Genomic DNA, 9,710 nt, shown 5'->3' with positions numbered 1-9,710 from the left:
TAGCATACCCGCTTCTCCACGTAAAGTTTCTAGAATGGATCTCTTATGACAGTAAGCAGTATGCCCAAATTTGGTGGTTAGTCTACTTGACCTTATTTTTATTGTCCAGTTAAGTGTAGCCGATTCAACTAGAAAAATTTCATTTTATGAAACTTTTTAAAATATGCACTATAATAGCTCGTAAAATGATAATGTGGAGGAGTTTTTATGTATAACTTTATGGCTAAGCTATTGAACTTCATTGAATCGTCTACCGATCATACAAACTCTGAAATTATTATTTCAGAGTTTATTTTAGGTAATAATGTATAAAGCAAAGAAGGTTGCATTATTTGGAGTGACGTATTCTCATCTTTTAGCGAGAAACGCTCATTTAAAATTTGGAAAATACTCAACCTCTTATTCCAATCATGAAAATCAACTCCAAGAGGCGGAGAATTTAACTTTGAGGGTTCTCGCTGTCGTTTTCTCCTTCTCCGGTGAAACGAACTTTATCATCTAATGAATGAAAGTGCTTTCAAACCGTGGCATTCTGATTATCGCTATTACAGGTAATGAGCATAGCTTTCTAGCTAAACGGGCTAGGGAAGTCATGAAGGTAAGTGATCGCAAATTAACTCAGTTTAAATCACCCAATGAAGAGGAATTAAATCTACTAAGTGTCGTAAACACTATTTATTTAGCTTATTCACTATTAATAAAGTAGAAGTGAATGAGTATAGGAGGAATGTAGAATGAAAATTGTTTTGGCACCCGATTCATTTAAAGGAAGCTTAACTTCCCTTGAGGCAACCAAAGTAATGAAGCGTGCAATACAAGATCTCGGTATGCATGATGAAATTATAGAGAAACCGATGGCGGATGGTGGAGAAGGAACTGTTGATGCATTAATTACTACATCAGGAGGAGAAAAGATTACCATAAATTGTACTGGTCCAGATGGTAATAAAATAACTACCTACTATGCCATTATGGAAAAGAATACGGCAGTAATTGAAATAGCTAACATTGCTGGACTCCCCCAAGTGGCAAAAGAAAAGAGAAATCCAGATTATACCACGACGTTTGGACTTGGAGAAGCCATAAAAGATGCACTCGACCATGGCTGTAAAACATTAATTATAGGTCTTGGTGGTAGTGCCACGAACGATGCTGGTCTTGGTATGCTTATTGCACTTGGTATGAAAGCGTACAACAAGCATGGGGATGAAATTGGGATATTTGGCAGAAACCTTCTTGAAGTTGCTCGAATCAATATGGATCATCTTGATTCCCGGCTTAAAGAAGTAAAAATTAAAGTCGCTTGTGACGTAGAGAATCCTTTAACTGGCGAAATGGGAGCTAGTGCAATTTATGGTCCGCAAAAAGGCGCATCTCCAGAACAAGTTGTTGCTTACGACAAAGCAATGGAGCGATTTTCCCACCTGTTTTCAAATAATAGATTAAGTGAAATTCCTGGAGCAGGGGCTGCAGGAGGACTTGGATTTGCTTTTCTTACCTTGAACTCAGAGCTTGTATCAGGAGCAAAATTAGTAGGTGAAATCTCTCAAGTAGAAGAGGCAATCCAACAAGCAGATATAGTTATTACAGGAGAAGGTCAAAGTGATGAACAGACACTATTTGGCAAAGCCCCTGGTTATATTGCGGAATTAGCTAGAAAACATCATGTGCCTGTCATTCTCATTTCCGGTAGCCTTAAAGGGAATCTTACCCCACTATTAGAAAAGTTTAGTGGATGTTTTTCTATCCTTAATCAACCAGTTCCTATTGAAGAGTGTATGGAGCGGGCAGAGGAATTTCTTTTTGAGCAAACAAGGCAGGTAATGAATTTAGTTCATGGGATAAGGCAGTTATAGTAAACAGGTGAAACTGTTAAACTATTATAGATGTGAAATAATTTATCAAAAATAAATAAGTATATCGATATTTATAGTTGAGGGCACTCTTAGTTAGAGTGCCCTTTTTGTCAGCAATGTTTTTCTTTACATTTACCAATAGCCAAAATATAACAGATCTCCCTGTGCTAGGTAGAATGGGGATTTTGAAGCAAAATGAAAAACCAAATTAAAACTAAAAAAATCACCTGAATACAGTTATTTTCCAATGAATGCCCGTTTGTTGAATTGTGCATTTTGGGGCGTAGAGATAAGCCCTGTCCTTTTGTTTATATAATGTTTGAACCATTAGTCGTTGGAGAGAGTGTGAAGTCGGATATTGAAATATTTTTATAAGGTTAGGGAAATATGTCAAAAAATATATAACAACGAATTTATTGAATAGTATTGATCAGTTTACTACTCTATATTATTATATAGTAGTACTCAATATTATTGATTACCAACAATGTTGAATACCAATGGGGTGATTTTCTGGAGAACATGAGTGTAATACTCAAAGGCGTATTGGAAGGGATAGTGTTAGAAATTATCAGTCACGGCGAAATATATGGTTATGAGATTGCCAAAAAATTACGCCTATTGGGCTTTGAAGAACTTGCAGAAGCTACTGTGTATGCGTTGTTGCTTAGACTTGAAAAAAACAAACTAGTTCATATTACAAAAAAACCTTCGGAATTAGGTCCTCCAAGAAAGTTTTATACCCTAAACGAACGAGGTCGTGAGGCATTATCTTCTTTTTGGGTAAGATGGGACTTTTTGGTTGATCGTATTGAAATGATAAGAAAGGAAGGGATGAATAAGAATGAACTTTAGTAATGAAATGAAAGAAAAAATTAAACAGTTTGCCAAGGAGCAGTCTCAATATTATTTAGAAGAAGCTGAGATGACTTACTTAGAAAAGTTGCAACATCAAATTGGTCAGACGAAAAGAAAGGTTACAAATAAACTGTCTAAACTGAAGACCCGTTCAAATGTATCAATTGATGTACAAAATGATTTGATTCTCTATATGAGTGATTATATGAATGATTTGATGGAAAATGGGGTTTCCGAACAAGAAGCATTTGAACGTGCGAAAGAGGAATTGAAGTTTCAAAGTGAAACTACCAGGTCCTCTGATTTGAAGGATAAGTTTGTTGAGTACTATGAAAATTTCAATCCTGCTGATCATGAAGCAATCGGTCTATTTTATGCTGGATTTATGTTTTTTGGTATTTCTGTTGGTGGATTAATTGGATTTATTGCTAGCGGTGGTCGAGATCTATTCCTTTCTGGTGGTTGGATTGACACACTAATTGGTACTGCCGTTGGAGGAATCATTGGAATTGGATTAGGCCTTATCAGTAATGCCATTATTGTGTTAAAGAAAAAAGGGGAAAACAAGTTGTGATTGCTTCATTTGATAGAAAAACTTATTAGAAAATTTTCTTAAGAAGAATTGAACAGTGAAAATATGGGGGCAAAATGTAAGCACCGCTTTAAATGGATACTAGGATTGTATCTGTTTAAGGAGGTGCTTTGTGTTTATAGGATTTGTTTGTATACGGGCTATATGGTTTTTTCATACATATAACTCTACCCTCATGATCATTGTCCATCTAGCAATAGAAAGATGTAAAGCACAGTTAAAAGGGAATTCATAAAGCACATGAGAAGGGGGAAATTTGTCATACTTTTGACAAATTGTAATCGAATACATTTCCAAATTACGGTTGAGTTATGAGTCGTAAAGACATATAATTTAATTGTGAAATATTTCACAAACTATTTTCCCGACTGGTTATTATTCTGGGGGATAGGAATAATAACCATAAACCATTTATTAGTAGGAGATGAGTTTAAATGGATTTAACACAAGGAAGCAAAGTGATTTTAATTGGAACAGGTTCAGTTGGATCAAGTTATGCGTATGCATTAATGAATCAAGGCTTGTGTAGTGAACTAGTTCTAATCGATATAAATGAGAAAAAAGCAAAAGGGGATGTGAAGGACTTAAATCATGGTGTGCTTTATGCACCTAGTACGATGAAAATTAAATTTGGTACGTACGAAGAGTGTAAGGATGCAGCGATTGTCGTATTATGTGCGGGAGTGGCGCAAAAACCTGGAGAAACAAGATTGGATTTAGTTAATAAAAATATGAAGATATTTGAGTCCATTGTAAAAAGTGTAATGGAGACGGGTTTTAATGGCATTTTCTTAGTAGCAACAAATCCAGTTGATATTTTGTCCTATGCCACATGGAAATTCTCAGGTCTTCCAAAAGAGAGAGTCATTGGATCTGGTACGATTTTAGATTCTGCAAGATTCCGCCATTTATTAGCACAAGAATTTGGAGTAACTCCAACAAGTGTCCATGGTTATATTATTGGTGAACATGGAGATTCAGAGCTTGCTGTCTGGAGTTCTGCCAATATTTCTGGCAATCCTATTGCACCTCAATTAACAGAGGAAAGAAAAAATGAAATTTTTGCTGAAGTACGTGATGCCGCATATGAAATCATCGAAGCAAAAGGGGCGACTTATTATGGAATTGCAATGGGGCTGGCTAGAATAACAAAAGCGATCTTAAGAGATGAGGACGTCGTTTTACCTGTTAGTACATTATTAAATGGTGAATACGGGTATGAGGATGTATATATTGGCGTTCCAACAGTCATTAATCGAAAAGGGGCAGTGAAAATTATAGAGTTATCACTAGATGACCAAGAAAGGGAAAGACTTAGAAATTCTATTGCAACATTGAAAAAAATACAAGATCCATTTTGGAAGAAGTAATTGACTCGGCAGTAACTATATTTCACTTCAAAGGAGTTCATCAACATGTTAGTTGAGTCATTCAATCCTTTTCATCATATTGGTATTTCCGCTCTTGTAGCGGCAATACCAATCCTGTTATTTCTATTATGCTTAACTGTCTTTCGAATGAAAGGTATTTATGCGGCTTTACTGAATTTAGTCGTTACCTTTATTATTGCTACTGCTTGCTTTCAATTGCCAATGGGAGAAGCTATCGGAAGTGTAATACAAGGTACGATTCAAGGAATTTGGCCGATAGGCTATATTATTATAACAGCTGTTTGGTTATACAAGCTCTCTGTAGAATCAGGGAGGTTTGACGTCATACGTGCGAGTATTGCCGGAATCTCTCAAGACCAGCGTCTCCAGTTACTATTAATAGGTTTTTGTTTTAATGCTTTTTTAGAAGGTGCAGCTGGTTTCGGTGTTCCCATTGCTATCTGTGCGGTATTACTAGCATCTTTAGGCTTTCATCCATTGCAAGCGGCCATGCTTTGCTTAATTGCCAATGGGGCTTCAGGTGCATTTGGAGCTATTGGAATCCCGGTAGCCATTACTGGTACATTAGGATTGGAAGGGATCACTTCCATGGATGTATCGATGATGACTGCCCTAACTCTACCTATTATTAATTTTACTATTCCATTTTTACTAATTTTTTTAATAGATGGAATAAAAGGTATAAAAGAAGTTTTACCAGCTATTTTAGTTGTATCTGCTGTATATACAGTCACACAATTAATGATAACTGTCTTTTTAGGCCCAGAATTAGCAGATATTATACCTTCTTTATTAGCAATGGGAGCTCTTGCAATCTTTTTAAATAAGTGGCAGCCGAAAAATATCTTTTTCATGAATGGTAAAAAAGTAGAGGTAGAAAAATACTCCCTTGCAAAAATTGCTAAGGCTTGGTCACCTTTCTATTTATTAAGTATATTTGTTCTCATTTGGAGTTTACCATTATTCAAATCTTTATTTGCAGAAGGAGAAGTGTTGGCTTCAACCAATCTTTTATTTACAATCCCAGGATCATCATTAAGTTCCAGTATTGGGTTAATTAGTGCGACTGGTACAGCGGTTTTCTTGGCCGGAATAACGACAATCATAACTTCTAAAGGTATTGGTTTTAATAAAGGATTTCAACTATTAAAAACGACCATGAAAGAATTTTGGATTCCAATTGCGATGATTTGTGCTGTTTTAGCTATTGCCAAATTAATGACCTATGCGGGTTTAACAGCAGTATTAGGAGAAGCGGTTGCAACAACCGGTAAAGGATTCCCATTATTATCCCCTATATTAGGTTGGATCGGGGTATTTATGACAGGATCGGTTGTCAATAACAATACATTATTTGCTTCCATTCAAGCTACTGCTGGTAATATTATCGGGACGAATCCTTCATTATTAGTTGCTGCTAACACTGCAGGCGGAGTAATGGCAAAATTGATCTCACCACAATCGATTGCCATTGCAACGGCATCTGTAGGAGAAGTAGGAAAAGAATCTGAGTTAACGAAAATGACCTTGAAATACAGTTTTGGATTATTACTATTTGTCTGTGTTTGGACGCTAATTCTATCATTCCTTTTCTAAAAAATATTAATATAAGGTAGTATTTTTCAAAAGAAAACCAATGATTAATCGGGTATTTTCCAACAGGAAGCCCGATTTTTTTTTATCTTTTAACTATTTAGTTGACTATGTCAATTAATTGTTTGACTCAGTCAACTATTTTTATGTATATTGTAAATAATAATAAAGGGGTGATAATTGTGAATATTAATACACTTAACAACAAGATTGATCAAGTTCGTAAGTTTAATAGATTTTTTACACGAAAAATAGGAGCCTTGCGTGAAGGGTTATTGCACAGTTCTTTTTCCTTAACTGAAGTGCGGATTCTCTTTGAAATTGCGAATGGTAATAATCCAACAGCAACTAAGTTAAGACGTGAGCTAGGCCTAGATGCCGGATATCTCAGCCGTATCCTAACTCGTTTTGAGGAGCAGGGGCTCACTGAAAGAGTTCGTTCAGAACAGGATGGACGACAGTTTCATATTCGCCTTACATCGGAAGGGATGAAGGTGTTTTTTGAACTTGATCAGCGTTCACGTAATGAAGTTGCTGAGCTATTAAATACGCTCAGTGAAGATGAGCAACAAAAATTACTGAAAGCGATGCACGATATCAAAACAATTTTGGATAAAAAAAACTTTAAGTTTTCTGAAGCAGTTTATTTAAGAAGTCATCAGCCAGGTGATATGGGCTGGGTTACTCACAGGCATGGAGTGCTATATGCCCAAGAATATGGTTGGGATGAACGATTTGAGGCACTTGTAGCTCAGATTACAGCAGATTTCATTAACCATTACAAACCTGAACGTGAGCAATGTATTATTGCTGAAATGAATGGGGAAATTGTAGGTTCAGTGTTTGTTGTCCAAAGTAGTGAGACAGTAGCTAAATTACGACTCCTATTAGTAGAGCCAAAAGCACGTGGGTTTGGACTTGGAAGCCGTTTAGTACAAGAGTGTATTACTTTTGCTAGATATGCTGGCTACAAAAAGCTTGTTTTATGGACCAATAGCGTTCTCTTAGAAGCAAGACATATCTATGCGAAAGCTGGATTTAAGCTAGTAGAACAGGAAGAACATCATAGCTTTGGTAAAGACTTAATCGGAGAAACATGGGAGCTTGTTCTATAATAAAAAGGCCATATCCCGATGATGATTTACATGTTATGAAATTATTGAAAGGGTTTTCGGTTGTTTTGTATATTGTTAGTCAGTGGTATGCGGATTGAAATTTTTCTTCTATAAGAAAGGGGGAGAAAGTTATGATGGATGACGTTATGATAATCAAGCCTACTAAGGAAGATAGAAAATCTGTCTATGAAGTTTTTGAAGTATCGATTAGGGATGCTTTTGAGAAAGAGGGCCTTGGAGATTTAAAAAAAGATATTTTAGCAGAGATTGAGAATAAAAGGAATCTATTCTCATATTCATTGGATAATAAAGATTCAGATGTTTGCTTTCTTGTTGCAAAATTGGATGAGCATGTTATTGGAACGATTTCTTTCGGCCCTTGTGGGAGTGATATTAAAAAATGTACAAATTACCAGCTAGATACGATAGGCGAGCTGGGCAGCCTATATGTATTACCTCATTATCAAGGTCAAGGTGTGGGATCAGCTTTGATTCATGCTATGATAAAGCATCTTCATGAATTAGGGATTGAACAATTTTGTTTAGATAGTGGATACAAGCGTGCCCAAAGAAAATGGTTAAGGAAATTTGGAGAACCTTATAAAATTGTAAAAGATTATTGGGGGAAAGATTTTGACCATATGGTATGGCTTTGTAAGGTCAATGATTATGTTAAAAATTAAACGTTCCCCAACTTATACAATATGATCTACAGATAATACACTTTATGACTTGGTAGCGTATTTAACAAGAATAAGGAAATAAAAGGACCTTATAAAAAATTGGCTACATATTGGGTTTTTTCTAATTTGGTTTGGTTAGGTTCAAATAACCTATCAACTCCATTGACCATGATAGGATGAAGTTGATAGGTTAGATTCAAATCATGTAAAATATTCTAATTTTGCTTCAGGGAAAAACTTCTCCATATAAGAGTATAGATGTTTTTTTATATCTTCTTCTTCCTCTTTTTGATAAATATATTTTCCAATACCATATTTTCCCCACTTATATCTTCTTTTTTCTTCATCTAATTCTAATTTTGTCATCGGGTAGTTCTTTTCAATGACTCTTTTAGCTGGTTTGGTAAATCGATGCTGGATAAATTCAAAGGTAAGATCTTTTTTTGCTTCAGGAGGTAATTCAGCTGCCAAACGTTGAAACATCTGATAATATCCTTCCTCCCACCCTTGGTGAAGATAAATGGGGGCTACAATAAAACCAAGAGGATAACCTACTCTTGCAACTTTTCCTGCAGCTTCGATTCTTTTCTCCAAAGGGGAAGTACCTGGTTCAAAGTTTTTTATGACGTAATCAGCATTCACACTGAAACGAAACCTTGTCTTCCCATTATGTTTAGCATCCAATAGATGATCGACATGGTGGAATTTTGTAACAAATCGTAATTTGCCAAGTTCAGTTTTTCCAAAATGCTCAATGGCTCGTTTAAGAGAATGGGTCAAATGGTCAATCCCGACAATATCAGAAGTACAAGATGCTTCGAATCGTGTTATCTCTGGAGCTCGATCCTCCATGTACTTATCGGCAGCCTCAAGAATTTCATCTACATTGACGTATGTACGAATGTATGGTTTGCTTCCCATTGTGGTTTGTAAATAACAATAATGACAGTGTCCCATGCACCCCGTTGCAAATGGGATTGCATATTCAGCTGATGGCTTTGAAGTATCAAATTTAAGGGTTTTTCTAATTCCAACTACCAATGTCGACTTTGCCACTCGATACCTTTGAAAATCGTTCTCCCCCGGTAGATTTCTTACTTGGTTATGGGAAGTGGTTTGCCGAATTTCTAGATCCATCTTTTTAAATTTTTCGTATAGTTCTTTACCAAGGGGATAATTTAAAGCATCTGGTTCAAAATAGACAAGTTTAGGTGTAAATGGTTGAATCATTGTAAAACCCCTTCTGACTCATCTCCATAATAATAATTGTATGCAAGGTTTGCTTCCTCTTCCGTACGATATACAGCAATTTCATCGGTCAACGGGTAATAGGTTTCATACAAAAATAAAGCCCATTCATCTGGTTTATCAGGATTTTTTACGACTGCTGCTTCTTGAATATTGGCAACATCTTGTGTATGGGGATTCCGATAAAAAACATAGACGATATCTCCTGCTTGAAATTGTTGATGTTCCATTCTATCACCTTCATTAAAGTCAAGTCTTTTTTAGGTTTTTCTATCTTTCCTTTATTTATAATTGTTTGATATTGGAAAGGAATGTCTGTCATTCCTATAATTAATAACCTTCTTAATGATGGGTTCATACCATTAAAAAAGGAG

General features: G+C 35.8%; 9 protein-coding genes. 7 read left to right on the top strand and 2 right to left on the bottom strand.

Annotated elements, in window-relative coordinates; translation table 11 throughout:
- Positions 1-734: 734 nt before the first annotated feature.
- The 7 genes from GZA11_RS08805 (at position 735) to GZA11_RS08775 (ending at position 8,088) form a co-directional block, all read left to right on the top strand.
- Positions 735-1,856: a glycerate kinase gene (locus GZA11_RS08805; protein ID WP_163183509.1), complete on the top strand. Its 1,122-nt coding sequence runs from the start codon at positions 735-737 to the stop codon at positions 1,854-1,856.
- 522 nt (positions 1,857-2,378) lie between these two features.
- The gene (locus tag GZA11_RS08800; protein WP_269153371.1) at positions 2,379-2,711 is read left to right on the top strand and encodes a PadR family transcriptional regulator; all 333 of its coding nucleotides are present in this window, start codon (positions 2,379-2,381) and stop codon (positions 2,709-2,711) included.
- The gene (locus GZA11_RS08795; protein ID WP_163183508.1) at positions 2,701-3,288 is read left to right on the top strand and encodes a hypothetical protein; all 588 of its coding nucleotides are present in this window, start codon (positions 2,701-2,703) and stop codon (positions 3,286-3,288) included. The genes GZA11_RS08800 and GZA11_RS08795 overlap by 11 nt, the downstream gene beginning before the upstream one ends.
- A 452-nt stretch (positions 3,289-3,740) precedes the next feature.
- The gene (locus tag GZA11_RS08790) at positions 3,741-4,676 is read left to right on the top strand and encodes an L-lactate dehydrogenase (protein ID WP_163183507.1); all 936 of its coding nucleotides are present in this window, start codon (positions 3,741-3,743) and stop codon (positions 4,674-4,676) included.
- Between the two features lie 45 nt (positions 4,677-4,721).
- The gene (locus GZA11_RS08785) at positions 4,722-6,293 is read left to right on the top strand and encodes an L-lactate permease (RefSeq protein WP_163183506.1); all 1,572 of its coding nucleotides are present in this window, start codon (positions 4,722-4,724) and stop codon (positions 6,291-6,293) included.
- Between the two features lie 179 nt (positions 6,294-6,472).
- Complete coding sequence (locus GZA11_RS08780; RefSeq protein ID WP_235924925.1) at positions 6,473-7,405, top strand: bifunctional helix-turn-helix transcriptional regulator/GNAT family N-acetyltransferase; 933 nt, start codon at positions 6,473-6,475, stop codon at positions 7,403-7,405.
- Between the two features lie 131 nt (positions 7,406-7,536).
- Positions 7,537-8,088, top strand: a complete 552-nt coding sequence (locus tag GZA11_RS08775; protein ID WP_163183504.1) for a GNAT family N-acetyltransferase — start codon at positions 7,537-7,539, stop codon at positions 8,086-8,088.
- A gap of 201 nt (positions 8,089-8,289) precedes the next feature.
- Here the strand turns inward: GZA11_RS08775 and splB are convergent, their stop codons facing one another.
- Together splB and GZA11_RS08765 are read right to left on the bottom strand one after the other, a co-directional pair.
- Complete coding sequence (gene splB, locus GZA11_RS08770) at positions 8,290-9,318, bottom strand: spore photoproduct lyase (RefSeq protein WP_163183503.1); 1,029 nt, start codon at positions 9,316-9,318, stop codon at positions 8,290-8,292.
- The gene (locus GZA11_RS08765; RefSeq protein WP_163183502.1) at positions 9,315-9,566 is read right to left on the bottom strand and encodes a transcriptional regulator SplA domain-containing protein; all 252 of its coding nucleotides are present in this window, start codon (positions 9,564-9,566) and stop codon (positions 9,315-9,317) included. Before GZA11_RS08765 ends, splB begins: the two co-directional genes overlap by 4 nt.
- Between the last annotated feature and the right edge of the window lie 144 nt (positions 9,567-9,710).

It is taken from the genome of Neobacillus sedimentimangrovi, from assembly GCF_010614825.1.
Classification (GTDB): Bacteria; Bacillota; Bacilli; order Bacillales; family Cytobacillaceae; genus Neobacillus; species Neobacillus thermocopriae.
Note: the sequence above shows the minus strand (reverse complement) of the source record. Positions and strands in the feature narration are given on the sequence as shown.

What these genes read in the sequence shown, in the direction of transcription:
- GZA11_RS08765 (WP_163183502.1), bottom strand. Translation starts at nt 9,566, where the DNA reads ATGGAACATCAACAATTTCAAGCAGGAGATATCGTCTATGTTTTTTAT.
- splB (WP_163183503.1), bottom strand. Translation starts at nt 9,318, where the DNA reads ATGATTCAACCATTTACACCTAAACTTGTCTATTTTGAACCAGATGCT.
- GZA11_RS08805 (WP_163183509.1), top strand. Translation starts at nt 735, where the DNA reads ATGAAAATTGTTTTGGCACCCGATTCATTTAAAGGAAGCTTAACTTCC.
- GZA11_RS08785 (WP_163183506.1), top strand. Translation starts at nt 4,722, where the DNA reads ATGTTAGTTGAGTCATTCAATCCTTTTCATCATATTGGTATTTCCGCT.
- GZA11_RS08800 (WP_269153371.1), top strand. Translation starts at nt 2,379, where the DNA reads ATGAGTGTAATACTCAAAGGCGTATTGGAAGGGATAGTGTTAGAAATT.
- GZA11_RS08775 (WP_163183504.1), top strand. Translation starts at nt 7,537, where the DNA reads ATGATGGATGACGTTATGATAATCAAGCCTACTAAGGAAGATAGAAAA.
- GZA11_RS08795 (WP_163183508.1), top strand. Translation starts at nt 2,701, where the DNA reads ATGAACTTTAGTAATGAAATGAAAGAAAAAATTAAACAGTTTGCCAAG.
- GZA11_RS08790 (WP_163183507.1), top strand. Translation starts at nt 3,741, where the DNA reads ATGGATTTAACACAAGGAAGCAAAGTGATTTTAATTGGAACAGGTTCA.